This is a genomic window from Azohydromonas australica DSM 1124, assembly GCF_000430725.1.
Lineage (GTDB): Bacteria > Pseudomonadota > Gammaproteobacteria > Burkholderiales > Burkholderiaceae_C > Azohydromonas > Azohydromonas australica.
In genome coordinates, this window is sequence record NZ_KE387214.1 from 129141 (window position 1) to 154650 (window position 25510).

Sequence of the window (25510 nt, forward strand, 5' to 3'; positions counted from 1 at the left end):
TCCCATTTCCGCATGAATTCCGCACTCAAGCTTTCCGCCGTGGCCGCGCTGGCCTGTGTCGCCCAGGCCACGCTGGCCCAGGATCTGGTGGTCAAGATCGGCCACGTGGCCGCCACCAGCGGCCCCGCCGCCCACCTGGGCAAGGACAACGAGAACGGCGTGCGCATGGCGATCGACGAGCTCAACGCCAAGGGCGTGAGCATCGGCGGCAAGAAGGCCCGCTTCGAGCTGCTGGCCGAGGACGACGCCGGCGATCCCAAGCAGGGCACCGCCGCGGCGCAGAAGCTGGTGGACTCCAAGGTCAACGGCGTGGTGGGCCACCTCAACTCCGGCACGGCGATCCCCGCGTCCCGCATCTACAGCGATGCCGGCATCCCGCAGATCGCCCCGTCGGTGACCAACCCCCGCTACACCGCCCAGGGCTACAAGACCGCCTTCCGCGTGGTGGCCAACGACGCGCAGCTCGGCGGCACGCTGGGCCGCTACGCGGTGGAGCAGCTCAAGGCCAAGACCATCGTCGTGATCGACGACCGCACCGCCTATGGCCAGGGCGTGGCCAACGAGTTCGAGAAGAGCGCCAAGGCGGCCGGCGCCAACATCGCCAAGCACGAGTTCACCAACGACAAGGCCACCGACTTCACCGCCATCCTGACCTCCGTCAAGGCGGCCAAGCCGGACGTGGTCTTCTTCGGCGGCATGGACGCGGTGGGCGGCCCGATGCTGCGCCAGATGAAGCAGTTGGGCATCAACGCCAAGTTCATGGGCGGCGACGGCGTGTGCACCGCCGAGCTGCCCAAGCTGGCCGCCGGCTCGCTGGGCGACAACGTGGTGACCTGCGCCGTCGCCGGCGGCGTGGACGCTTCGCAGAAGGCGACCATGGACAAGTTCCGCGCCGACTACAAGAAGAAGTTCGGCACCGAGGTGCAGATCTACGCGCCCTACACCTATGACGCCACGATGGTGATGGCCGAAGCCATGGTCAAGGCCGGCTCGGCTGAGCCGGCCAAGTACCTGCCGGTGCTGGCGGGCATCTCTCACAAGGGCGTGACCGGCAACATCGCCTTCGACGCCAAGGGCGACGTCAAGAACGGCGCGCTGACGCTTTACACCTACCGCGGCGGCGAGCGCGCCGAGCTGGGCGTGGTGCGCTGACAGCAGGACGGGACCGCGCCGGAGATCGACCGCCGGCGCGGTCATTTTTCCCGCGCAGGGTCCTGTCGCTGTTGGCGCTTCAATAACACTTATGTCAACTGATGGCGACGGGCGTGTGACGTTGCTTCCTGTGCCTGTGGGCTGGACGCCGCGTCTTTGAAGGCGCCCACGGCGGTACGGCGTCCCGGTCTCGAATTGAATGCGGCCGCCCGGCCGGCGGCATACCAGTAGGGCACCGGGAAGCTGGAAAACAACATACGCGATTCGTCCAGAACGGTCCGCACAAGCGCACTCCTCCGTTCTTGCCACGCGGTATTTCTGGATCTTCCTAGATCCCATCTCCCGTTCCCTTCCACGGCGCGCCCCAGAAAAAACGCCCCGCATAGGCAGGGCGATCAAACGAAGCGGAGAGCACTCGGAGAATCGTTGGGATCGCGTATGTTGTACCGCGATGCCAACGAAGAGACGCGGAGCCGTGCGCGGCTTGGCCCCGCGTCAACGACTTCAGAACGAGTGGCGCATGCCCACCATGAAGGCGTTCTGCGAGCCGCCGGCCAGCGGGTTGCTGCCGGGCTGGCCGGAGCTCACCGAGATGGCCAGCCGCGCGCCGTTGCTGATGTGCGCCGCCTGCACGTAGGCCATGGTGCGCTTGGAGAAGCTGTAGGAGCCGCGCAGCGCGGTCAGCGTGGACTGGTCGCCGCCGTTCTTGAAGTCCAGGCGCTGGATCTGGCCGTCCAGCACGAAGGCCTGCGAGAAGCTGTAGGCGCCGCCGATCCAGTACAGGTTGCTGCGCGCGCTCGCGCCGTTGACGGCCGACAGCGGCGCCGCGCCGTCGTTGTCGCGCCGGATCACGCCGGCCGTGACCTTCACCGGGCCAAACTTCGCGTAGCCGTTGAGGGTGACGCGCTGGTCCTTGAACGCGCTGTTGGTCAGCCCGGCGAAGGCGCCGGCGCCGCCACGCAGCTCGTCGGCCGCCAGCGCCACGCCCCACACCGGCGAGTCGTACTTGACCATCGCCGACCACTCGCGGCAGGCGCTCTTGTCCGCGGCGTTCTCGCCCGCGCAGTTGGTGCCCGCGGGGCTCGGCCCGGCGTTGACCGTGTCGCGGCCCAGGCTGTAGCCCGCTCCCACCGACACGCCGCTGAAGCTGCCGCGGTAGGTGATGGCGTTGTCGGTGCGCGCGTTGGGGATGTAGCTGTCCAGCGAGCCCAGGCCGTAGACGTTGGGGCCGAGCTGGTCGGCGTCCAGCAGCGACCAGAACAGCATCGTGTACTGCCGGCCCAGCGAGACCGTGCCCCAGCCGCCGGACAGGCCCACCAGCGCCTGGCGGCCGAACAGCCGCCCGCCCTGCCCGGACGCGCCGTTGTCCGGCCCGAAGCCGGACTCCAGCGTGAACACCGCGCGCAGCCCGCCGCCCAGGTCCTCGTTGCCGCGCAGGCCCCAGCGCGAGGGCAGCGTGCCGGAGATGTTGGGCATGCGCGTGAGGCTGCCGCCGGTGGCGCCGACGTTGGTGATGCGCTCCACGCCGGTGTCGATCAGGCCGTAGAGCTGCACGCTGGGTGCGGGAGCCTGCGCGTGGGCCACGCCGGCGGCCGCGAGGGCCGCGGCGATCAAGGTCTTCTTCATGTTGATGTCTCCTCCTGAGGGACCGCGCCGGGCGGACGTCTTGCCCGGCGCGTGATGGACGGTGCCTGGCAACGCAGGCACCGTGTCGTTCACTTGCAGCTGAAGCTGTCGGCCGACTCCAGGCTGCCGCTGCCGTTGTAGCGGGCGACCTGCGGATACGGGCACAGCGGACGGGTGCGGTTCGGCGCCCAAGTCGTGGGCACGTCGGCGTTGACGCCGCCCGCGTTGCCCGCGCCGCGGGCCGAGGCCACGATGCGCTCGGGCGCCTGGCCCTTTTCCACCCAGTTGACGATGGCCGAGAGCGCATCGAACTGGTCCGTGGCGGGGCCGCCGCGCGAGTGGCCCATGCCCGGGACGCGGAAGAAGCGGGTGAACTCGGCGGCCCTGCCGCCGTACTGCGTGTTCAGGCCCTCGTACCACGCGGTCGTGTCATCCACCGAGAACACCGGATCCGAGTTGCCGTGGATGACGATCATCTTGGCGCCGCGGTCGCGCAGGGTGTCGAGCTTCGTCGGGTTGGGCGGCGTCATGAACGACATCGCGCTCTCGGCGTACACGCCGCTGGTGGCGAAGATCTTCGGCGCGTCCGTGTCCATGTTGAAGTTCAGCGCGTAGCTCAGCGTGTCGCTGAGCACGCTCGGGCTCGCGGGCGGCGAGGAGAAGATGAACGCCACGGCCAACGGGTCGCGCGTGTTGCCCACCGAGTTGCGGAACTTCCAGTCCGCCCAGCCCGTGGCAGCCATGCCGGGGTCGAAGGGCCAGCGCGAATACAGCGCCTCACCCTTGCTGTTGCGCGCCCCCGCATACACGCTTTGCACCGCGGACTTCTGCGCCGGCGTGAGGCAGGTGCCGTCGCGCGCGGCGATGCAGGTCGGCACGTCGCGCACCACGTCGAAGGCCGTGCGGCACGCCTCCACGTCCTGCACCAGCCCGTCGGCGGCACCGTCGAGCGCGTCGCACTTGGCCAGGATCGCGTTGGCGACCAGCTGGCGCTCGTTCTGCGGCAGCGCCGTTTCCAGGTTCTTGACGTCGGTCGCCACCTTGGCCCACTGCTGCGCACCGTAGAGCTGCGCCACGGCGGCCTTGGGCAAGTTGAAGCCGGGCGACAGCGCCACGAAGCCGTCGTACTGGTCCGCATAGCGCGCGGCGGCCACCATGGTGTGCCGCCCGCCGTTGGACGTGCCGCCGATGTAGGAGCGGTCCGGTCCCTTGCCGTAGGCCGCCTTGATGAGCGCCTTGGCCATCGGCGTGAGCGCGCCCACGGCCTGGTAGCCGTAGTCCAGCCGGGCCTGGGGATCGAGGCCGAACAGCACCTGGGAGCCGTTGTGCCCGGCATCGGAGCTGATCACGGCGAAGCCCTGCTGCAGCCCGTTCTGCAGCGGGCCGCCGCCGCTGAAGCCGCCGACGGCCGGCGCCACCGCCCCGTCGGTACCGCCATTGCCCTGGTAGAGGAAGCGTCCGCTCCAGTCCTTGGGCAGGCGCATCTCGAAGCCGATGGCGTAGGTCTGCCCATCCACGGCGCTGACGCGCTCGTTCATCTTGCCGGTCACGACGCAGTGCTCGCCCACGGGGCTGCCGGCGTTGGTGAGCGTGCCCACGGGCGCCACCGTGGCACCGGTGATCGTGGTGCCCGGGAAGGAAAAGGCCGTGGCCAGCGCCGTGCACGACTGCAGCGTCGCCGACTGCGCGGCGGACAGTTGTACCGGCGCGGGATCGTCGCCGCCGCCACAGGCGGCCAGCGACAGCAAGGCCAAGGTGCCCAGCCCCAAGGGCAGCGCGGGTCCGGTTGTGAAACGCATGAAGGATGTCTCCTGTACTTCTGGAAGCGCCGTGTGTCCGCCGCGTGGTCCCTCACCACCGCTTCGGACCCCGGCACTTGGTTAATGGTATTAAACGTTTTTCATGTTCAACATCGGGATTGCCCTGAGCCGCATCAAGACGAAACGTGCATCAACGGAGGCACCCGGGAAAACACCAAGGGTCTTCGACCTCTATTTGCTTAATAGTCTTAACCATCAACACGCCCCTCCCAACCATGCAAACCGACTTCACTCCCGCCACCGGCCTGCTGGCCGAACTCGATCTGCTGCGTGTCGAGGTGTCCGGCCCGGTGCTGCACCTGCGCCTGACGCGCCCGGCCAAGCGCAACGCCATCAACGACCCGCTGATCCAGCAGTTGCACACCGCCTTCGTGAACCTGCCGGCCGAGACCCGCGCCGTGGTGGTCAGCGGCGAGGGCGAGCACTTCTGTGCCGGGCTGGACCTGTCGGAGCTGGTGGCGCGCGACATCGGCGACGGCGTGCTGCATTCGCGCATGTGGCATGCCGCCTTCGACGCGGTGCAGTTCGGCCGCGTGCCCGTCATCGCGGCGCTGCACGGCGCGGTGGTGGGCGGCGGGCTGGAGCTGGCGTCCGCCTGCCACATCCGCGTGGCGGAGGACTCGGCCTACTTCGGGCTGCCCGAGGGGCAGCGCGGCATCTTCGTCGGCGGCGGCGGCTCGGTGCGCATCCCGCGCCTGATCGGCGTCTCGCGCATGAGCGACCTGATGCTCACCGGCCGCGTCTACGACGCCGACGAGGGCTTCAATGCCGGCCTGGTGCAGTACCGCGTGCGTGACGGCGAGAGCCTGTCCAAGGCCGTGGAGCTGGCGCGGCGCATCGCCACCAACGCCCCCATGAGCAACTACGCCGTGATGCACGCGCTGCCGCGCATCGCCGACCAGGCGCAGTCCGAGGGCCTGTTCACCGAGAGCCTGATGGCCGCCGTGGCCGAGAGCACGCCCGACGCCCAGGACCGGCTGCGCGCCTTCCTGGAAAAGCGCGCCGGCAAGGTCGTCAAGTCCTGACGTTTTGCGCTGCCACCATCGAGGACACGAGGAGACATTCATGAGCATCCTGGCCAAGTACCGGGCGGCGCGTGTCGGGGGCTGCCTGGCCGCGACGATCGAGGAGGGCTCCGGCGGCGTGCTGGTCATGCACTCCACCGAGGCACTGCAGCCCTACCCGGCGCGACTCACCGACCGCCTGGAGCGCTGGGCCCGCGTGGCCCCGAACCGCACCTTCGTCGCCAAGCGCGATCCGGCCCTCGGCGGCGACTGGCGCCGCATCAGCTACGCGCAGATGCTGGAGCTGGCGCAGCGCGTGGGCCAGGCGCTGGCCACGCGGCCGCTGTCGGTGGACCGCCCCATCGCCATCCTGTCGGACAACGACCTGGAGCACTTCATCCTGACGATGGCCGCGCAGTGGGTAGGCGTGCCCTACGTGCCCATCTCCCCGGCGTACTCGCTGGTGGCCACCGACTACGCCAAGCTGCGCCACATCTTCAACGTCACGACGCCGGGCCTGGTGTTCGCGTCGGACGCGCGCTTCGCCAAGGCCATCGAGGCCGTGGCCGGCCCGGACGTGGAAGTGGTGCTGACCGAGGGCAGCCTGGAAAGCGGCCCCGTGACCTCCTTCGCGGAGCTGGCGGCCACCGAGCCCGGCACCCGCGAAGAAATTGCGCATGCAACGGTCGGCCCGGACACGGTCGTGAAGTTCCTGTTCACCTCGGGCTCGACCAAGGCGCCCAAGGGCGTGGTCAACACCCAGCGCATGATGTGCGCCAACCTGCAGATGGCCACGCAGGCCTACCCGTTCCTGCAGGACGAGCCGCCGGTGCTGGTGGACTGGCTGCCCTGGAACCACACCTTCGGCGGCAACCACAACGTCGGCATCACGCTCTACCACGGCGGCACGCTCTACATCGACGACGGCCGCCCCACGCCGGCGGGCATGGCCGAGACGCTGCGCAACCTGCGCGAGATCTCGCCCACGATCTACTTCAACGTGCCGCGCGGCTTCGACGAGATCGCCGCCGCGATGGACAGCGACGAGCAGCTGCGCAAGACGCTGTTCGCCCGCGTGAAGATGTTCAAGTACGCCGGTGCCGTGCTGTCGCAGGCGACCCTCGACAAGCTGCACGCGCATGCCGAAGCGACCATCGGCGAGCGCATCCTGATGATCACGGGCCTCGGGATGACCGAGACCGCGCCCTCCTGCACCTTCGCGCTCAACAAGGAGCTGCAGACCGGCCACGTCGGCCTGCCCTGCCCCGGCGTGGACGTGAAGCTGGTGCCGGTGGCGGACAAGGTGGAGATCCGCTTCCGCGGCCCCAACGTCATGCCCGGCTACTGGCGCAACCCGGAGCAGACGGCCGAGGCCTTCGACGACGAAGGCTTCTACTGCACCGGCGACGCCGTGAAGTTCGTCGACCCCACCGACCCGCAGAAGGGCCTGCTCTTCGACGGCCGCATCGCCGAGGACTTCAAGCTCAACACCGGCACCTTCGTGAGCGTCGGGCCGCTGCGCACCAAGGTGCTGCTGGCCGGCGCGCCCTGCGTGCAGGACGCGGTGGTGACGGGCATCAACCGCGGCGAGGTCGGGCTGATGGTGTTCCCGCGGCTGGACGAGTGCCGCCGCCTGGCGGGCCTGGCGCCGCGCACGCCCGCGCCCGAGGTGCTGCACCACCCGGCGGTGCGCGAGTTCTTCCAGCAGCTCGCCGACAAGCTCTGGGCCGAGGGCACCGGCAGCGCCAACCGCGTGGCGCGCCTGCACGTGCTGGCCGAGCCGCCCTCGCTGGACAAGGGCGAGGTCACCGACAAGGGCTCCATCAACCAGCGGGCCGTGCTCACCAGCCGAAACGCGCTGGTGGAGGCCATGTACGACGGCTCGGACCCCTGGCTGATCCTGCCGCGTCGCGCCTGAACGCAAGCACACAAGGAAACCGCATGGACATCCACGGACAAGCAGCCCTCGTCACCGGCGGCGGCTCTGGGCTCGGCGAGGCCACCGCGCGCGAGCTGGCGCGGCTGGGCGCGCAGGTGGCGGTGCTGGACGTGAACGAGGCCGGCGCCAAGCGCGTGGCGGCCGAGATCCACGGCCTGGCGCTGCACTGCGACATCACGGACGAGGCCAGCGTCACGAAGGCGCTGACCATGGCGACCGAGGCGTTCGGGCCGGCGCGCATCCTGATGAACGTGGCCGGCATCGGCGGCGCCAAGCGCGTGATCCAGCGCGACGGCTCGCCCGCCCCGCTGGCCGACTTCGAGCGCACGGTGCGCGTGAACCTCATCGGCACCTACAACGTCATCCGCCTCTTCGCCGCGCAGGCCGCGAAGCTGGCGCCGGTGAACGCGGCCGGCGAGCGCGGCGTGATCGTCAACACCGCCAGCGTCGCGGCCTTCGACGGCCAGGTGGGCCAGGAGGCCTACGCCGCCTCCAAGGGCGGCATCACTGCCATGACGCTGCCGCTGGCGCGCGACCTGGCGCAGTGGGGCATCCGCGTGATGACCATCGCGCCGGGGCTGTTCAGCACGCCGCTGCTGCAGGAGCTGCCGGCCGAGGTGCAGCAGTCGCTGGCCGCGGCCATCCCGTTCCCGAAGCAGCTGGGCCAGCCGCAGGAGTTCGCGCAGCTGGCGGCGCACATCGCCAGCAACGGCCACCTCAACGGCGAAGTCATCCGCATCGACGGCGCGCTGCGGCTGGCGCCGCGCTGACGACCTTCCGGTACGCCAAAGATCACACAACACAGGCCGCAGCAGCGGCCGGCAACACCACTCAGGAGACCACCACCATGACGCTCGATCGCAGACAGTTCCTGGCCGCCACCGGCGGCGCGTTCGCCACTTCCAGCCTGTTCGGCGGCTTGGCCGGGCTGCCGGGCCTGGCCTCGGCGCAGACGCTGGTGGAGCAGACGCGCGTGCTGTGCGGCTTCCCGGCCGGCGGCACCACGGACGCCGTGTCGCGCCGCGTGGCGGAGAAGCTGCGCGGCAGCTTCGCCAAGATGGCGCTGGTGGAGAACAAGGCCGGCGTGGGCGGGCGCCTGGCGGTGGAGGAGCTCAAGCGCAGCGCCCCGGACGGCAGCACGCTGCTGATGACGCCGGCGGCCATGATCACGCTCTACCCGCACATCTACCGCAGCATCAACTACGGCATCGAGGACGTCACGCCGGTGTCCACCGCCGCCATCGTGCAGTTCGCGCTGGCCGTGGGCCCGGCGGTGCCGGAGAGCGTGAAGACGCTCAAGGACTTCCTGGCCTGGTGCAAGGCCAACCCGGCCAAGGCCAACTACGCCACGCCGGGCGCGGGCTCGCCGAACCACTTCGTGGCGGCGCTGCTGTCCAAGGAGAGCGGCGTGGAGCTCAACCACGTGCCCTACCGCGGCTCGGCCCCGGGCGTGACGGACCTGGTGGGCGGCCAGATCGCCTCCATGAGCTCGCCCATCGGCGACCACCTCCCGCACCTCAAGAGCGGCAAGGTGCGCGTGCTGGCCACCTCGGGCCCGCAGCGCTCGCGCTTCCTGCCCGACGTGCCGACCTACGCCGAGCAGGGCTTCAAGACGCTGACCATGCAGGAGTGGTACGGCTTCTTCCTGCCGCCCAAGGCGCCGGCGGAGCTGGTCAACCGCGCCGCCGCGGCGATCAAGGCCGCCGTGTCCACGCAGGAGACCGCCGACGCCTTCGCCCAGCTCGGCTTGGAAACCTCGTCCATCGGACCGGCGGAGCTGCAGAAGATGGTGCGCGAGGAGAACGCCGCCTGGGGGCCGATCGTGAAGAAGGTGGGCTTCACGCCGGAGGGCTGAGCCCACGGTGTGAGGGCATCCACGCGCGCCGGGACGCCGCCCGGCCAGCGTGGACACCCGCCTGCGCGGGTGTGACGGATTCCAACGAGAAAGAAAGAGCGCCATGAGCCAGGACGCCCTGCGCGACACCCGCTTCGTGCTGCAGCAGCTGCTGCAGGCCCCCGCCGTGCTGGCCGGCTTGCCGGCCTTTGCCGAGGTCGATGCCGAGCTCATCGACCAGGTGGCCGAGGCGGCCCATGACTTCGCCGAGGGACTGCTGGCGCCGCTCAACGCCGCCGGCGACCGCGAGGGCTGCCGCCTGGTGGACGGCGAGGTGCACGCGCCCACCGGCTTCGCCTGGGCCTGGAGCGAGTTCGTGGAGGGCGGCTGGCCGCTGCTGGCCTGCCATCCGGAGGACGGCGGCCAGGGCCTGCCGCACGTGGTGGACGCCGTGCTGCACGAGGCCATCAGCGCCGCCAACCCGGGCTGGGGCATGTACTTCGGCATCCTGCACGGCGGCTACGCCTGCCTGCGCGCGCACGGCAGCGACGACCTCAAGGCCCGCTACCTCGGCGACCTGGCCAGCGGCAAGTCGCTGGTCACGATGGCGCTGACCGAGCCCCAGGCCGGCAGCGACCTCGGCGGCTGCCGCACCCGCGCCACGCCGCGCGGCGACGGCAGCGTGGCGGTCGAGGGCACCAAGATCTTCATCTCCGGCGGCGACCACGACCTCACGCACCAGATCGTGCACCTGGTGCTGGCGCGGCTGCCCGACGCGCCGGCGGGCTCGCGCGGGCTGTCGCTGTTCCTGGTGCCCAAGTGGCTGCCCGACGGCGCGCGCAACGCGGTGGTGGTCGAGCGCCTGGAAGAGAAGATGGGCCTGCACGCCAGTCCCACCTGCGTGCTGCGCTTCGACGGCGCCACGGGCTGGCTGATCGGCGAGCCCGGACGCGGCCTCAACGCCATGTTTGTGATGATGAACGCGGCGCGCATCAACGTCGGCCTGCAGGGCGTGGGCGCGGCTGCCGCCGCGCTGGCGCAAGCGCAGGACTACGCGGCCGAGCGCATCCAGGGCGGCGCGCCGATCCTGCGCCACGCGCCCGTGCAGCGGCTGCTGGCCCACACGCGCGCCTGGACCGAGGGCGGGCGCATGCTGGCCCTCTGGACCGCGCTGCGACTGGACGAGGCGCACGCGCATCCGGACACGGCCGAGCGCGAGCGCGCGCTGCGCGAGGCCTCGCTGCTGACGCCGATCGTCAAGGCGCTGCTGACGGCGCAGGGCTTCGACTCGGTCAGCGACGCGCTGCAGGTCTTCGGCGGCCACGGCTACGTGGGCGAATGGGGCATCGAGCAGCGGCTGCGCGACCTGCGCGTGTCGATGCTGTACGAGGGCACCAACGAGATCCAGGCGCTGGACCTGTGGCAGCGCAAGCTGCTGCCCGACCACGCGCAGGTCCTGGCGCGGCTGCTGGCACGCCTGCTCGACGGCGTGGACTCGCCCTGGACGGCGCCCGCCGCGCAGGCCGCCGAGCGGCTGCTGGGCGGCCTGCGCGGCGCGATGGACGCCGACACGCCCGCCGGCCTGGCCGCGCCGGCCGCGCTGCGCGCCTGCGGGCTGGTGCTGCTGGCCGCGCTGTGGGCCCGCGCCGACGCGGCGGCGGGCATCGCCGATGCCGACGACTTCACCCGCCGCAAGCGCGCCACCGCGGCGGTGTACTTCACGCGGCTGCTGCCGGAGCTGGAAGCGCTGCTGGCGCAGCTCGACACGCTGCGCCGCGACCCGCGCGAGGCGGCCGGGCTGCTGGCGCAGGCCGCCGGGCTGCCGGAGCCGGCCATGGCAGAGTAAGCGCCGCAGTGCCCCCGGCCGGTCGGGGTGAGAGGAGACAAGCGACATGCAGGCATGGACCCTGGGCGCCCCGCGCCCGACCCCGGCGCAGGCCGCGCTGGACAGCGTGATCGGCGCCGTCGCCCGCCCGCACTTCGCCGCCGCCGCGCTGGCGGCGCTGGAGGGCGCCGTGGGCGCCGCCTCCTGGGCCGTGTACCGGCTGCGCCCGCAACGCCCGCCCACCATGCACCTGTCGGCCAGCCGCGGCGTGCCCGACACCACCGGCGAGTGCTTCGCCATCTACCGCGACGCGGGCCTCTACCACCGCGACCGCAGCTTCGACGCCGTGCGCGCCCACGGCGGCCCGGGCAGCGCGGTGATGCTGCGCATGCATGCCGACGAGGCTCCCAGCGCCGACCATCGCCAGGCCATCTACCTGCGCCACGGCATGGTGGAGCGGCTGTCGGTGGCGCGGCTGGAAAGCGACGGCTCGCTGCTGGCCGTCAACCTGTACCGCCACGCGCCCCAGGGCCGCTTCGGCGACGCGCAGCTCGACCACTTCGGCCAGCTCGCGCAGCCGCTGCTGGCCGCGGTGGCGCGCCACGCCGAGTGGCAGCAGGAGCAGGCGGCGCCCTCCCCTGCACCCTCGGACCACCGCCAGGCGCTGCGCCGGCGCTGTGACGCGCTGACCGAGCGCGAGCTCGACGTGCTGGAGCGGCTGCTTCGCGGCATGACCTACGACGGCATCGCCGCCGACCTGGGCTTGAGCCTGGCGACCGTCAAGACCTACCGCGCCCGCGCCTTCGAGCGGCTGGACATCCGCTTCAAGAGCGAGCTGTTCGCGGCGTTCATGCCCGGCGCCAGCTGTACGCCCCAGCCGCAGGCCCTGCCGGGCATACCGGATTTCGCGCCGACGCAGCGGTGAGGCCGCGCTTCGGCGCCGTGGCGGGCGGCACGCCGCGCTGCCCGTCCCGCGGCGCTGAGCCGGCCCGCGGCCTGCCCAGGCCCGCCCCCCATGCCGAATGACCTGACCCCGGGCCTGGCCCCCGGCGAAGCCGCCGAGCGGCTGCGCCGGGACGGTCCCAACGAGCTGGGCACCAGCCGGCGCCGCACGCTGCCGGACATCGTGGGCGAGGTCGTGCGCGAGCCGATGTTCCTGCTGCTGCTGGGCGCCGGCGGCATCTACGCCGTCATGGGCGACACGCGCGAGGCGCTGGTGCTGCTGGGCTTCGTGCTCGTCATCATGGCCGTGACGGTGCTGCAGGAGCGCCGCACCGACCGGGCGCTGGACGCGCTGCGCGACCTCTCCAGCCCGCGGGCGCTGGCCCTGCGCGGCGGCACCGCGGTGCGCATCCCCGGGCGTGAGGTGGTGCGCGGCGACGTGCTGCTGCTGGCCGAGGGCGACCGCATCCCGGCCGACGGCGTGCTGCTGCAGGCACACGAGCTGGCCACCGACGAGTCCATGCTGACGGGGGAGTCGGAGGCGGTGCCCAAGCCCGCCGGCGGCGAGCGGGTGTTCGCCGGCACGCTGGTGGTCAGCGGCCAGGGTGCGATGCGGGTCGAGGCCACCGGCCGGCACACGGAGCTTGGGCGCATCGGCGCCTCGCTGCAGGACATCGGGCTGCAGGCCTCGCCGCTGCGCGACGACGTGGCGCGGCTGACACGGCGGCTGCTGGTCGTGGGCCTGGCGCTGTGCGCGCTGCTGGTGGCCCTGTTCCGGCTGTCGCGCGGCGGCTGGCTGGAAGCCCTGCTGGCCGGGATCACGCTGGCCATGGGCGTGCTGCCGCAGGAGTTCCCAGTCGTCATGATCGTGTTCCTGGCGCTGGCGGCCCGGCGCCTGGCGGCGCAGCGGGTGCTCACCCGCCGGCTGGGCGCCATCGAGACGCTGGGCCAGACCACCGTGCTGGCCGTGGACAAGACCGGCACGCTGACGCTCAACCGCATGGCCGTGGCCACGCTGTCGGCCGGCGGCGAGGCGCTGGACGTGCGCGACCTCCCCGACGCCGCGCTGCCGCAGCGCTTCCACGAGCTGCTGGAATACGCGGTGCTCGCCAGCGAGACCGAGCCGCACGACCCGATGGAGCAGGCCTTCCACCGCCTCGGGGCCACGCAGCTCGCGCACACCGGGCGGCTGCACCCGTCCTGGACGCTGGCGCGCGAGTACGAGCTGGCCCCGGAGCTGCTGGCGATGAGCCACCTGTGGCGCGAGCACGGAGGCCGCCACGACACGGTCGCGTCCAAGGGCGCGCCGGAGGCCATCGCCGAGCTGTGCCATCTGGACGCCGCAGCGCTGTCCGCGGTGATGGCGCAGGCCGCGGCACTGGCCGACCAGGGGCTGCGGGTGCTGGCCGTCGCCAAGGCCCGCCACCCGGTCCAGCAGGCGTGGCCGGCCGCGCAGCACGACTTCGACTTCGAGTGGCTGGGACTGGTGGCGCTGGCCGATCCGCTGCGCCCCGAGGTGCCGCAGGCGGTGGCGACCTGCCGCGGTGCCGGCATCCGGGTGCTGATGATCACGGGCGACCACCCGCGCACCGCCCGGGCCATTGCCCGCCAGGCCGGACTCGACGCCGCCCGGGTGGTCACCGGCCAGGAGCTGGCGGCCCTGGACGCCACCGGGCTGGCGCGCCTGGCGGGCGAGGCCAGCGTGTTCGCGCGCATGCGGCCGCAGCAGAAGCTGGCCCTGGTCGAAGCCCTGAAGTCCCGCGGCGAGGTGGTGGCGATGACGGGCGACGGCGTCAACGACGCCCCCGCGCTCAAGGCCGCCCACATCGGCATCGCCATGGGCCAGCGCGGCACCGACGTGGCCCGCGAGGCGGCGTCCCTCGTGCTGCTGCAGGACGACTTCGCCTCCATCGTCACGGCCATCCGACGGGGCCGCCAGACCTACACCAACCTGCGCCGGGCCCTGACCTACACCGTCGCGGTGCACGTGCCGATCGTCGGGCTGGCGCTGCTGCCGGTCATGCTGGGGCTGCCCGTGGTGCTGGCGCCCATGCACATCGCCTTCCTGGAGCTGGTGATCGACCCGGCCTGCTCGCTGGTGTTCGAGGCCGAGGACAGCGATGGCGACCTCATGCGCCAGCCGCCCCGGCGGCGCGCCGAGTCGCTGCTGCCGCGGGCCTCGGTCCTGCAGTCACTGCTCCAGGGCGCGATGGCCACCGCGCTCGTCATGGGCCTGTACGCGGGCATGCTCTCCAGCGCGGCGCTGGCGCCCCTGGCGCCGGCCACGGCCTTCACGGCGCTGGTGGCGGCCAACGCCGCGCTGATCCTCCCCAGCCGCGCCGGCGGCCGGGGCTGGTCGCGACTGTTCACCGGCATGACCCGCGTCAGCCGCCTCGTCGTCACCCTCACGTTCGCGGCCCTGGCCATCGCCACCGGCGTGCCCGCCGTGGCAGCGCTGTTCGGCTTCACCGCGCTGCCGCCCTGGCTCTGGCTGGGCTGCGCCGTGGCAGGCTTGCTGATGGCGGTGCCGTTCGAGCTGGCCCGGCGCTGGCTCAGCCCCGGCAGCCGCGGCGGTGCCGAGGCCGAACCCGCGTGACCCTGGAGCCCCAGGCGTCAGCGGGCCGCCCGGGGCCGCCTCATCCATCAAGGGAGATACGTGTCGTGAAGATCCTGGTTGCGGTGGACGACAGCGAATGCTGCAAGCGCATGCTGGCCGGCCTGGTGTCGCAAGCGTTCTGGACCGGCGGCGGGCACGACTGGACCGTCTTCCACGGCGTCCCGCCGCTGCCGCACCGCGCGGCGGCCCTGGCCGATCCCTCGACCGTCGAGGACTACTACGCCGCCGATGCCGAGCGCGTGCTGCGGCCGGTGCGCGCTTTCCTCGGCCGGCACGGCATCCAGCCCAGGTTCGTGCACAAGATCTGCCCGCCGGCCCGCGAGATCGCCCGCCTGGCCAACTCGGGCCGCTTCGACCTGGTCGTCATGGGCAGCCATGGCCGCAGCGCGCTGGGCGCCGCCGCACTGGGCTCCGTGGCGCAGAAGGTGCTGGCCGGGACGAAGACACCGGTGCTGGTCTTCCGCTGAGCTCGCGGCGCTCGCGGTGAGCGGGCCGCCGCTCGGCGTCCGTCCAGCCCTGCCGCCGAAGGAGCCGTGGCATGCACGTGCTGATTATCGAAGACAACCCCGACATCGTCGCCAACCTGTACGCCTTCCTGGAGCCGCTGGGGTACGTGCTGGACAACGCGCGCAGCGGACCGGCCGGGCTGGAAGCCGCCAGGACGGGCTCGCATGACGCCATCGTGCTGGACCTCTCGCTGCCGGGCCTGGACGGCGTGGAGCTGTGCCGCCGGCTCAGGCGCGAGCTGCGCAAGGCCACGCCCGTGCTCATGCTGACCGCCCGGGACACGATCCAGGACAAGGCGGCGGGCTTCGAAAGCGGCGCTGACGACTACCTGGTCAAGCCCTTCCTGCTGGCGGAGCTCGACCTGCGGCTCAAGGCCCTGGTGCGCCGCGCGCGGGCCGGGCACGTGGAGACTCAACTGCGGGTCGGCGACCTGTGCTTCGACACCGCCGCGCTCACGGTGACGCGCGCAGGCCGGCGCATCGAGCTCACGCCCACGGGTTACAAGCTGCTGGCCCGCCTGATGCAGGCCGGCGGCGGCCTGGTCCCGCGCGAGGTGCTGGAGCGCGAGGTCTGGGGCGACGAGCCGCCGGACAGCGACGCCTTGCGCACCCACATCTACGCCCTGCGGCGGGCCATCGACAAGCCCTTCGACCAGCCGCTGCTCAAGACCGTGCCCGGCCTGGGATACCGCCTGGAGGCCGCGGGCCCGCTCGCCGGAGGCGCGTCCCATGAAGCGTGAAGGCTCGCTGCGCGGACGCGTCGTGGCAGCGTTCACGCTGGTGGCGATCGCCGTCGGTGTCTTCTTCGCGTTCGTGGGCTTCCACACGGTGGAACAGGTCGAGAGCCGGCTCATCGGGGCCCGGCTCGGTGAACTGGCGCAGTGGCAGCTGCAGCGCCTGCGCGCCGGCCAGGAGCCGGCGCTGCCCCCGGGCCTGAGGCTCTACCTGGGAGAGCAGGTGCCCCAGGCGCTGCGGCAGCTGCCGCCGGGCTTCCACGACATCGACGGTCCGGCAACGACCCTGGATGCGTTCGCCGGCACCACGGACGACGGCCGGCCCTACGTGCTGGTGGACGAGGAGAGCGACTTCGAGACCATCGAGCAGGAGCTGGTGTCGCGGCTGGCGACCGGTCTGCTGGCCGCGGTGGCGCTGGCGGCTGCGCTGGGCTGGGCCGTCGCCGGGCGCGAAATCGCGCCGTTGACGGCGCTGGCCGAGGCCGTGCGGCACAAGCGGCTGGACGCCGCCGCGCCGGCCCTGGCCCGCGACGACGAGATCGGCGTGCTCGGCCGTGCACTGGCCGCGCATACCGCGGAGCTGCAGGAGTTCCTGCACCGGGAGCGGCTATTCACCGGCGACGTCAGCCACGAGCTGCGCACGCCCCTGACCGTGATCCTGGGCGCGGCCGAAGTCCTGGGCGCGCAGTGCGCGGACCGTCCGGCGCTCCTGGCCACCGTGGAGCGCATCCACCGCACCGCGCAGGACACGGCCGACCGGGTCGGGGCCCTGCTGCTGCTGTCGCGCGCGCCGCAGGCCATCAGCGCGCCGCGCATCGCGCTGCGCCCGCTGGTGGAGCGCGAGATGGAACGCTGCCGGCCCCTGCTGCGCGGACGCGGCGTCGAGCTCGCGCTCGATGCGCCCGGCGAGGTGTGGGTGTTCGCGCAACCCGAGCTGGCCGCCATGGCCATCGGCAACCTGCTGCGCAACGCCTGCCTCTACACCGAGCACGGACGCATCGACATCCGCCTGGCGCCGGTCGGGCTGGACGTGGTGGACACCGGGCCGGGCCTGCCGCCGGCCGTGCGGGCGCAGCTCTTCGAACGCTTCGTGCGCGGCGATGCGCAGGCGACCAGCGGCGCGGGCTTGGGCCTGGCGCTGGTCAAGCGCATCACGGAGCACCTGGGCTGGAGCGTCGAGCTGGTCGCCTCGGACGCCGGCGGCAGCCACTTCAGGCTGCGCTTTCCGGGCTGAGCGCGGGCGCACGCACCGTCTTGACGTTCTCTTAACGCGCCGGACCCTAAGGTCCGGACCGTGGACACGCCCGCGCAACACGCCCAGCCCTTCACCCGCTACACCCTGGCCGGCGGCGCGGCCACCGCCGTCCATTACGCATTGCTGTCCGCGCTGGTGGAGGGCTTGCGCATGGACGCCGCGCCGGCCGCGGCGCTGGGGGCGCTGGCCGGCGCGCTGGTGGCCTATGCCGCCAACCGGCGCTTCACCTTCAAGCACCGCGGCCGTGCCGGGCACCGCCGGGCGCTGCCGCGCTTCCTGCTGGTGGCGGCGACGACGATGGCGCTGAGCGCGTCGATCGTGCGCCTGGGCACCGCGGCCTGGGGCCTGCACTACCTGCTGGCGCAGGCGCTGGCCACGGGCATGGGGCTGGTCCTCGGCTACGGCCTGAACAGGCACTGGACTTTCAGATGAACGCTTCCTTGATGCGCCCGCACACGGGCTGCGCCTGCACGCTCAGCGTCGTGATCCCCGTCTTCAACGAGGAGGCGGCACTGCCCGCGCTGCACCGGCGGCTGCTGGACGCCGTGCAGGAGCTGCACGGCGGGGTCGAGATCGTCTACGTGGACGACGGCAGCACCGACGGCTCGGCACGGCTGCTGGGCGCGCTGCACGCGAGCTGCCCGCTGGTGAGCGTGGTGCGCCTGAGCCGCAACTTCGGCAAGGAGCAGGCGATGACGGCGGGGCTGCAGTTCGCGCGCGGCGCGGCCGTGGTGGTGATGGACGCGGACCTGCAGCACCCGCCCGAGATGATCCCGGCCATGGTGGCCGCGTGGCGCGCCGGCGCCGACGTGGTGAACATGCGCCGGCGCAGCCGCCGCGACGAGCCCCGGTTGCGCCGACTGGCCGCGCACGCCTTCTACCGCCTGCTCAACCGGCTCAGCGACATCCCCATTCCCGAGGACGTCGGCGACTTCAGGCTGCTGAGCCGCCGCGCCGTGGAGGCGCTCAACCAGTTTCCGGAGCGCAACCGCTTCATGAAGGGCCTGTTCGCCTGGGTCGGCTTCCGGCAGGCCACCATCGAGTTCGACGTGGCCGAGCGCGCGGCCGGACACAGCAAGTGGCGTCCGCACCAGCTCTGGGCCCTGGCCGTGGAGGGCATCACGGCCTTCTCCATCGAGCCGCTGAAGCTGGCCTCCAAGGTGGGGCTGCTCAGCGCCGCGCTGGCCTTCTGCATGGGCGTCTACTTCTTCTTCCGCACGCTGATGTACGGCGATCCGGTGGCCGGCTTCCCGACGCTGGTGATCGTGCTGCTGATGCTGGGCGGGCTGCAGCTGCTGGCCATCGGCGTGCTGGGCGAATACCTGGGCCGGCTGTGGCTGGAGAGCAAGCGCCGTCCGATCTACCTGGTGCAGGACTACGAGGCGGCCACCGGCGTGGAAGAGAAGCCGCTGTACGCGCAGCCGCTCGCGAGGTCGTGATGGAGAAGAAGCACGGTTTCACGCTGCGCCACCTCGTGCTGCTGCTGATCGCCGCCCTGGTGCTGGCCCGACTGGCGAGCATGGCCGCGCTGCCGCTGATGGACACGACCGAGGCGCGCTACGGCGAAATCGGCCGCAAGATGGCCGCGCTGGGCGACTGGGTGACCCCCTGGCACGACGACGGCGTGCCCTTCTGGGGCAAGCCGCCGCTGTCGTTCTGGCTGACCGCGGCCAGCTTCAGGCTGCTGGGCGTGAACGAGTTCGCGGCCCGGCTGCCGCACGCGCTCTGTGCCCTGGCCATCGCCGGGCTGGTCTGGGGCCTGGCACGCCGGCACGACCCGCGGGAGGCACTGCCCGCGCTGGCGCTGCTCACGGGCTCGACCCTATTCTTCGTTTCCGCCGGCGCGGTCATGACCGACGGCGCGCTGGTGCTGGGCACGACGCTGGCGATGCACGGCTTCTGGCAGGCACTGCACGCGCCCACGCACGGACAGCGGCAACGAGCCGGGTGGAGCTTCTTCATCGGCCTGGCCATCGGGCTGCTGGCCAAGGGACCGCTGGCGCTGGTGCTGGCGGGCACCCCGCTGCTGGCATGGCTCGCATGGGCGCGGCGCTGGCGCGACGCGTGGCGCGCGCTGCCGTGGCTGCGCGGCACCGTGCTGGCGCTGGCGCTGGCGCTGCCCTGGTACGTGCTGGCGGAGCGCCGAACGCCGGGCTTCCTGCAGTACTTCATCGCGGGAGAGCACTGGCACCGGTTCGTCACGCCGGGCTGGCAGGGCGATCTCTACGGCACGGCACACCGCTTCGCGCCGGGCACCATCTGGCTCTTCGCGGCGGCCGGGTTGCTGCCCTGGACCGTCGTGCTGCCGCTGGCCGCCTGGCATTCACGCCGGCACTCGGTTGACGCCGCATCGGCGACACCCGCCGAGCGGCAGTGGCTGGCCTACCTGCTGCTGTGGAGTGCGGCGCCGCTGCTGTTCTTCACGGCCTCGCGCAACATCATCTGGACCTATCCGCTGCCGGGGCTGCCCGCCGGGGCGCTGCTGGGCGCGGCCTGGCTGGTGCGGCGGCGGCTGCGGGTGGAGGCCTGGCTCGCCGCCGGCCTGTCGCTGGCGCTGGCGCTGAGCGGCGTGGCCTGGGCCCAGGCCGCGCACTCGGGCGCGATCGGGCGGGCGACGGCGAAGTCCGCCGTGCAGGCATGGCGCCGGTTGGGCATCGCCGATCAGCCGCTGGTGGTCGTGGGCGGACCGCTGTTCTCCGCCGCCTTCTACAGCCGCGACCAGGCGCATCGCGTGCAGCAGGTCGCGCAGATCCAGCCGCAATGGGTGCGCGACGGGGCCTTCGTGGCCGTGTCCGGCGGGCGCCAGGACCAGTTCCGGCCGGCGGGCTTCGACATCGAGCGGAACCTGGGCCGCTTCGGCAGCTATGAGCTGTTCAAGCTGCGGCTTGCGGAGCCGGCGCCTGCCACGGGCCACGGCACGGCACCTTGAACTCCGGGCAGGCCTGCACGGCCACGCCCATCGGCGTGTGCGTGGACGACTACGGCTGCAACGAGGCGGTGGACGAGGCGGCACTGGCACTGGCTGCGCGCGGTCGCGCCAGCGCCATCGCCTGCATGACGCGTTCGCCGCGCTGGCCCGCGGCCGCCAGGGCGCTGGATCCGGTCCGCGCGCAAGCGGACCTGGGCTTGCACCTGGACCTCACCGAATGGGCCGACGCCAGCGTGCGCCGGCCGCTGGGCCGCCTGATCCTGGCCGCGTATGCAGGACGGCTGGACCCGGCGGCGCTGCGCGAGGAGATCCGCGCCCAGCTTGACGCCTTCGAGGCGGCGCTGGGTGCCGCGCCCGCCTTCGTCGACGGGCACCAGCACGTGCATCAGCTGCCCGGCGTGCGCGAAGCCCTGCTGGCGGAGCTGGCGCGCCGCGGCACGGGCCGCCGGCCCTGGCTGCGCTGCACCCGGCCACCGCCGCGGCCCAAGGCGGCAGCGCCGAGGGACGGCAGCGCGCTCAAGCACCTCGTCATCGCCGCCCTGGGTTCGCGCCAGCTCGCCGCGCGGGCCCGCGCCGGCGGACATGCCTTGAATGCGCACCTGCTCGGGGTGTACGGCTTCGATGGCGACGAGGCGGGCTACGCCCGCCGCCTGCAGGGCTGGCTGGCGCAAGCCGGCGCGGCAGACCTGCTGATGTGCCACCCGGCCACGCGGGCCTTGCCGGACGACCCGATCGGGGCGGCACGGAGGGCGGAGTTCACCGTGCTGTCGGAACCGCGCTGGGACGGGCTGCTGCAGCGGCACGGGCTGCACGTCGAACGGCTGTCGCGCGTGCTGGACGGCTGCGGTGGAACACGGACGCAGGAGGCCAGGCCGCTCTGATCAAGCGCAGCGGCGCGGGCCTCACCGGCAAGTCCGCCTGCCCAATGAAAAAGGCCGGCCACCGGAATCCCCGGTGGCCGGCCCCTTGAGCCGGCGCGCAACCGTCAGGCGATGACCAGGTCGCTGTGCTGCGTGGTCGACGTACCCGTCAGCGCCTCCACCACCAGCTCGCTGAAGTCGGCGAGCTTCTCCACGCTCCAGATGCTGGCCAGGTCGTAGCCGGCGACCTTGTCGAAGCTCACCTTCTCCGCCGCCACCAGGTCGGCGATGTCCACGCTGGCGATCTGCTGGCCCGCGGTGTCGAACAGCGTCAGGTCCTGCACGTTCACCGAGGCCTCGTCGGCGATGGTGATGCGGCCGTAGCTCACGCCGTCCTGCACGAAGCTGATCACCAGGTCGTCGCCGTCCATCGCCGTGACGATGGAGCTGGCCGACAGGGTGAAATCCTCGTCCCACAGGCGGCTGGCGTGGACCTCGATGTGGTCGTTGCCGCCGGCGACCTCGTAGATCGTGTCGCGGCCGTCGCCGACGTAGAACACGTAGGTGTCGGTGCCGCTGCCGCCGCGCAGGTCGTCGTCGCCCATGCCGCTGTAGAGCGTGTCGTTGCCGGCACCGGCGGTCAGGTCGTTGTTGCCCGAGTACGAGTAGGTGAGATAGCCCATCAGCGCCGACAGGCCCACGGTGAAGCCGGTGCTGTCGTCGGCATTGCCGATCACGTCGCCCAGGTCGGCGGCGGCGCCGCCGATCCACTTGAAGGCGTCGGCCAGCCAGCCGTCGTCGGTCCAGCCCTCCACGGTGGTGTCGAGCGAGTCCATCGCGCCGGTGAGCCAGTCGATGCTGGTGTCCATCGCGCTGTCCACGCCGCCGGCCACGTCGAAGTCCAGGTCCAGCCCGGTGACGGCCTTCAGGCTGCCCAGGCCCTTGTCGAGCAGGCCGTCCACGCTGCCGGCCACGTCGGAGACGATGTCCGCCACGTCCTCGGCGGCGTCCACCACCTTGTCGGTCATGCCGCCGAAGGCCGAGGCGATCTTGCCCAGGAGCGATTCCGACAGGTAGAACTGCACGTTGCCCAGCGCGTCGGCCAGGCCGTCCACGGCGCCGCTGATGTCCTTGGTGTGGGTGCTGAGCAGGTGGTCGATCAGGCCCCAGCCGAAGCCCATCATCACGTCGTCGCCGCTGCCGCCGCCCACGTAGCTGCCGGCCGAGGAGGCGAACACCACGTCGTTGCCGTCGCCGGCGTCGATGATGTTGCCGATCGCGTAGACGCTGGAGAGGTTGCCGCTGTAGGCCGCCTTGGCCTGCTTGATGATGGAGAACAGCGCCATGCCGCCGCTCATGCCGTCACCCAGCGTGGCGAAGTCGTTCTCGGCGAAAGACTCGATCGAGTCGAAGATGGTCGCGGGCGCAATGGCGATGATCGTGTCGTCGCCCGCGCCGGTGACGACGATGTTGGCGCTGTCGGAGAGCGACACCACCGTGTCGTTGCCCGCGCCGGTGACGGCCACCGTCTGCACGCCCTTGAGCACCGCGGTGTCGTCGCCGTCGCCGGTGATCACCACGTTGAAGCCGGTGTCGATGTTGAACGCGGACTTGTCGGTGCTTGTCGTGCCGTCGTCCTTGACCGTCTCGGTCTTGGTCTCGGTCTTGAAGCTGCTGCTGCTGCCCCACACCACCACGGTGTCGTCGCCGCCGGCCGACAGCAGCACGTTGTGCTGGCCGTAGATCACCGCGATGTCGTCGCCGCCGCCGGTGTAGGCCGCGTTGACCGAGGTGTCGTAGCTGGTCTTGGTGTTGCTGGTGCCGCCGCCTTCCTCCTCCACCGTGCTGCTGCTCGACGTGCCGGAGCCGAAGTTGACCAGCGTGACGATGTCCCGGCCGTTGCCGGTCACGGCCAGGTTCTCGGCGCCCACCTGCGTCACGATGTTGTCGCCGTCGCCGGCGTACAGCGCGTTGTAGCTGAGGTCCGCGCTCTTGGTGCTGCCGGTCTCGGTCTTGGTGGTGGTGGAGCCGCTGAGCGAGACGCTGGTGAGGATGTCATCGCCGTCGCCGGCGATCACCGCATTGCCCTTGCCCAGCAGCGTGACGACGTTGTCGCCGGCGCCGGCCACCACCTCGCTGTACTTGCCCACGGCGGTGACGATGTCGCTGCCCGCGCCGCCGACCACGACGTTGTAGCTGCCGATGGTGGTGATGACGTCGTCGCCGGCGCCGCCGATGACGCCGTTCTTGCTGCCCAGCACCGTGATGACGTTGCCGCCGCTGCCGCCGATCACGGCGTTGTTGCTGCCCACCACCGTGGCGACGTCGCTGCCGTGCTGGCCCGTGCCGGCCTTGTCCAGGCCCAGGGCCTGCACGTAGTCGGTGGCGACGATGCCGGCGGTGACGGCGTCCACCACGCCCACCAGCGAGGCGCCGGTCTCGACCGCGCTGCCCAGCACCACCACGTTGTTGGAGCCGATGGCCGTCACCACGTCGGCGTCGGCACCGGCCCACACCACGTTGGTGCTGCCGATGGCGGTGACCAGGTCATCGCCGCCGGAGGTGACGACCACGTTGGTGGAGCCGATGCTGGTGACGATGTCCCTGCCCGCGTCGTCGGCGACGTTGGCCGCCAGGAACTTCTTGAACGCCGCGGAGCCGGCCGTGCCGGCGGCCTCGTCGATGAGCGACGCGACCTCGTTGAGGTCCTGCCCGATGCCGGTGAGCGTGATGTTGTTCTGGCCGATCGCGGTGACGACGTTGTCGCCCGCGGTGTTGACCACCACGTTGTTCTGGCCCACGGCGGTGACGATGTTGTCGCCGCCGTTGGTCAGCGTGATGTTGTTCTGGCCCGCGACCGTGATCACGTCGTTGCCCGCGCCGGTGTAGACCACGTTGAGCGCGCCGATGGCCACCACGGTGTCGTCGCCGTGGCCGGTCTTGATGTAGTCGGCGACGGCCTTGTCGATGGCCTGGTCCATCGTCTTGGCGGCGCTGTCGCCGACCAGGTCCGAGAAGTAGTCCGACAGGGCCGAGGCGCTCACGTCGCCCAGGTCTTCCAGCATGCCGCCGAGCTCGGTGGCGACGATGTTGGAGCCGCCCAGCGCCACGATGGTGTTGTCGCCCTCGGTGCTGAGCACGAGGTTCGTGCCGCCCGCGGCCACCAGGGTGCTGTCGCCGCCGTTGACCAGCATGGCGTTGCCCATGCCCACGCCGGCCAGGATGTTGTCGCCCTTGGTGGTCGCGAGCACGTTGTACATGCCCACCGCCGCGACGATGTTGTCGCTGCCGTTGACGGCCACCACGTTGGCCGCGCCGGCGGCGATGGCGAGGCTGTTGTCGCCGTTGGCCACCACCACGTTCAGGCCGCCGCCGGCCAGCAGCAGGTCGTTGCCGTCGGAGGTGTAGAGACCGTTGGCGCCGCCCAGCGCCAGCACGCTGTCCTGGCCCTTGCCGGCCACGACCACGTTGGCGCCGCCGTAGGCGTCGATGTCGTCGTTGCCGCTGCCGGTGGTCACGGCGTTGGCGCCGCCATAGGCCGCCACGGTGTTGTTGCCGTCGCCGGCCAGCACCACGTTGACGCCGCCGCCCACGGTGATCTTGTCGTTGCCGCTGCCGGTGGTCACGCCGTTGCCGCCGCCCCAGGCGGTGACGGTGTTGGCGCCGTCGCCGAGCTTGATGACGTTGGCCGCGCCCGCGGCGGTGACGACGTCGTTGCCGCCCTCGGCGCTGATGACGTTGGCGCCGCCGTAGGCGGTGACGGTGTTGTTGCCGCTGCCGGCCTTGATGACGTTGCTGGCGGCGTTGGCGGTGATGCTGTCGTTGCCCGCGCCGGTGTCGAGCACGTTGCTGGCGCCATTGAGCGTGACGGTGTCGTCGCCGTCGCCGGTGCCGATGACGTTGCTCGCGCCGTTGGCGGTCACGACGTCGTTGCCGCCGTTGGTGTAGACGACGTTGGACGCGCCCGCAACCGTGACCTGGTCCTTGCCCGCACCGGCATTGACCTGGTTGCCGCCACCCTCGGCGACCACGGTGTTGTCGCCGTCGCCGGCCGTGATCTTGTTGTAGCCGCCGTAGGCCTTGAGCGTGTCGTTGCCCGCGCCGGCCGTGACCTGGTTGTAGCCGCCGCTGGCCGTGACGCTGTTGTTGCCTTCGCCGGCCTTGATGATGTTGCTGGCGGCGTTGGCGATGACGGTGTCGTTGCCGGCACCGGTGTCGAGCACGTTGCTGGCGCCGTTGAGCGTCGCGGTGTCGTCGCCGTCGCCGGTCTCGATGGTGTTGCTCGCGCCGTTGGCGGTCACGCTGTCATTGCCGGCATACGTGTAGACGAAGTTGGCCGCGCCGGCGACCGTCACCGTGTCCTTGCCGGAGCCGCCCCAGACCTTGTTGGCGCCGCCTTCGGCCACCACGGTGTTGTCGCCGTCGCCGGCCGTGATCTCGTTGTAGCCGCCGTAGCCCTTGAGCACG

Annotated in this window: 18 protein-coding genes; 15 read left to right on the forward strand and 3 right to left on the reverse strand. The window is 71.7% G+C overall.

Translation table 11 applies throughout. The features are described 5' to 3' along the window. The first annotated feature begins 12 nt into the window (after nt 1-12). On the forward strand, nt 13-1152 hold the full coding sequence (locus H537_RS0135945) for a branched-chain amino acid ABC transporter substrate-binding protein (RefSeq protein ID WP_029001731.1): 1140 nt from the start codon (nt 13-15) through the stop codon (nt 1150-1152). 504 nt (nt 1153-1656) lie between these two features. On the opposite strand, the gene H537_RS0135950 is transcribed toward H537_RS0135945, so the two are convergent. Together H537_RS0135950 and H537_RS0135955 are read right to left on the reverse strand one after the other, a co-directional pair. After that, complete coding sequence (locus H537_RS0135950; protein ID WP_029001732.1) at nt 1657-2778, reverse strand: porin; 1122 nt, start codon at nt 2776-2778, stop codon at nt 1657-1659. 89 nt (nt 2779-2867) lie between these two features. Then, on the reverse strand, nt 2868-4577 hold the full coding sequence (locus tag H537_RS0135955) for a tannase/feruloyl esterase family alpha/beta hydrolase (protein ID WP_043461614.1): 1710 nt from the start codon (nt 4575-4577) through the stop codon (nt 2868-2870). 236 nt (nt 4578-4813) lie between these two features. Between H537_RS0135955 and H537_RS0135960 the strand changes: the two genes are divergently transcribed. The 14 genes from H537_RS0135960 (at nt 4814) to H537_RS47615 (ending at nt 21064) form a co-directional block, all read left to right on the forward strand. Next, complete coding sequence (locus H537_RS0135960) at nt 4814-5623, forward strand: crotonase/enoyl-CoA hydratase family protein (protein WP_029001734.1); 810 nt, start codon at nt 4814-4816, stop codon at nt 5621-5623. Between the two features lie 40 nt (nt 5624-5663). After that, nucleotides 5664-7520, forward strand: coding sequence for a feruloyl-CoA synthase (locus tag H537_RS0135965; RefSeq protein WP_029001735.1), 1857 nt, complete (start codon nt 5664-5666; stop codon nt 7518-7520). A gap of 23 nt (nt 7521-7543) precedes the next feature. After that, on the forward strand, nt 7544-8311 hold the full coding sequence (locus H537_RS0135970; protein WP_029001736.1) for an SDR family NAD(P)-dependent oxidoreductase: 768 nt from the start codon (nt 7544-7546) through the stop codon (nt 8309-8311). Nucleotides 8312-8388: 77 nt separating this feature from the next. After that, nucleotides 8389-9396 (forward strand): Bug family tripartite tricarboxylate transporter substrate binding protein, encoded by a 1008-nt coding sequence (locus H537_RS0135975; protein ID WP_029001737.1) that lies wholly within the window; start codon nt 8389-8391, stop codon nt 9394-9396. Nucleotides 9397-9499: 103 nt separating this feature from the next. Beyond that, nucleotides 9500-11221 (forward strand): acyl-CoA dehydrogenase family protein, encoded by a 1722-nt coding sequence (locus H537_RS47590; RefSeq protein ID WP_064736111.1) that lies wholly within the window; start codon nt 9500-9502, stop codon nt 11219-11221. A 46-nt stretch (nt 11222-11267) separates the two neighbouring features. Continuing rightward, nucleotides 11268-12125 (forward strand): helix-turn-helix domain-containing protein, encoded by an 858-nt coding sequence (locus H537_RS47595; RefSeq protein ID WP_051244407.1) that lies wholly within the window; start codon nt 11268-11270, stop codon nt 12123-12125. Between the two features lie 90 nt (nt 12126-12215). Further along, nucleotides 12216-14738, forward strand: coding sequence for a cation-translocating P-type ATPase (locus H537_RS47600; RefSeq protein ID WP_043461617.1), 2523 nt, complete (start codon nt 12216-12218; stop codon nt 14736-14738). A 65-nt stretch (nt 14739-14803) separates the two neighbouring features. Then, nucleotides 14804-15226 carry a universal stress protein gene (locus tag H537_RS0135995; RefSeq protein ID WP_029001738.1) on the forward strand — a complete coding sequence of 141 codons (423 nt, stop codon included), beginning with the start codon at nt 14804-14806 and terminating at the stop codon, nt 15224-15226. A gap of 71 nt (nt 15227-15297) precedes the next feature. Continuing rightward, entirely contained in the window at nt 15298-16005 is a 708-nt protein-coding gene (locus H537_RS0136000) for a response regulator transcription factor (protein ID WP_029001739.1), read from the forward strand. Then, nucleotides 15995-17233, forward strand: a complete 1239-nt coding sequence (locus H537_RS0136005; protein WP_029001740.1) for a sensor histidine kinase — start codon at nt 15995-15997, stop codon at nt 17231-17233. The genes H537_RS0136000 and H537_RS0136005 overlap by 11 nt, the downstream gene beginning before the upstream one ends. Before the next feature lie 60 nt (nt 17234-17293). Continuing rightward, the gene (locus H537_RS0136010; RefSeq protein WP_169517165.1) at nt 17294-17686 is read left to right on the forward strand and encodes a GtrA family protein; all 393 of its coding nucleotides are present in this window, start codon (nt 17294-17296) and stop codon (nt 17684-17686) included. Then, a complete protein-coding gene (locus H537_RS47605) occupies nt 17683-18693 on the forward strand; it encodes a glycosyltransferase family 2 protein (RefSeq protein WP_051244410.1) in 1011 nt (336 codons plus the stop codon). The genes H537_RS0136010 and H537_RS47605 overlap by 4 nt, the downstream gene beginning before the upstream one ends. Then, nucleotides 18693-20183: an ArnT family glycosyltransferase gene (locus H537_RS47610; RefSeq protein WP_051244415.1), complete on the forward strand. Its 1491-nt coding sequence runs from the start codon at nt 18693-18695 to the stop codon at nt 20181-20183. Before H537_RS47605 ends, H537_RS47610 begins: the two co-directional genes overlap by 1 nt. Next, nucleotides 20180-21064: a ChbG/HpnK family deacetylase gene (locus H537_RS47615; RefSeq protein ID WP_051244417.1), complete on the forward strand. Its 885-nt coding sequence runs from the start codon at nt 20180-20182 to the stop codon at nt 21062-21064. Before H537_RS47610 ends, H537_RS47615 begins: the two co-directional genes overlap by 4 nt. Nucleotides 21065-21168: 104 nt before the next feature. Here H537_RS47615 and H537_RS47620 read toward each other — a convergent pair whose 3' ends face one another. Further along, the gene (locus tag H537_RS47620; protein ID WP_051244419.1) at nt 21169-25509 is read right to left on the reverse strand and encodes a beta strand repeat-containing protein; all 4341 of its coding nucleotides are present in this window, start codon (nt 25507-25509) and stop codon (nt 21169-21171) included. Nucleotide 25510: the final 1 nt, after the last annotated feature.